We start from the raw sequence: 692 nt of genomic DNA, 5'->3' as shown, positions 1-692 counted from the left end.
TGAATGAGCTCGCCAGAGCGCTGTAGCGGATGCGGGCCGGGAAGAGCGCCGGCAAAGTGGCTGCCATCACCCCGATCATGCAATTGAGCGCCACTGCCAGGAACAACAACCCAAGAAAGATCAGCGCTGGACGATCGCTGATGATCATCAGGAAGGCAGGCACCGCGACCACGAAGAGGCCGACGCTGCCAATCAGAATGAAGGGTCGGCGACCAATCCGATCGCTGGTCAGGCCAATCAACGGTTGAACGAAAAGCATGCCGATCATCACTGCGATGATGATCATCACGCCATGGCTCTCTTCGTAGCCAAGGCTGCTCGACAGGTAGGTGGGCATATAAGTGAGGAGCATGTAGTAGGTGATGTTCGTCACCAGTACTAAGCCAATGCAGACCAGTAGCGCCTTGCGGTATTTCGTGAATATCTCGGCGAACGGTACTGCCGGACGATCTTGCAGCGCTGACTTGTCTTCCTGTTCCAGACGCTCCAGTTGTTGCGTGAAAGCCGGTGTTTCCTCGGCCGCATGGCGAAGATAGAGCCCAATCAGACCGAGCGGCGCGGCAACGAGAAATGGCAGGCGCCAACCCCAGCTCAGAAAATCCGCTTCGGTCAACACGGTCTGTAGCAACACCACGAAACCGGCGCCGAGAACAAAGCCGGCTATGGAGCCGAAATCGAGCCAGCTTCCGAGC

Annotated in this window: 1 protein-coding gene; it reads right to left on the bottom strand. The window is 57.4% G+C overall.

Annotated elements, in window-relative coordinates:
- Nucleotides 1–692 (bottom strand): MFS transporter (locus JP75_RS24890; protein ID WP_035088043.1); only part of this gene is annotated, 692 nt, incomplete at both ends.

The organism is Devosia riboflavina (genome assembly GCF_000743575.1).
GTDB classification, from domain to species: domain Bacteria; phylum Pseudomonadota; class Alphaproteobacteria; order Rhizobiales; family Devosiaceae; genus Devosia; species Devosia riboflavina.
The sequence above is the reverse complement of the archived record's forward strand: the minus strand, read 5'-3'. Positions and strand labels throughout refer to the sequence as shown.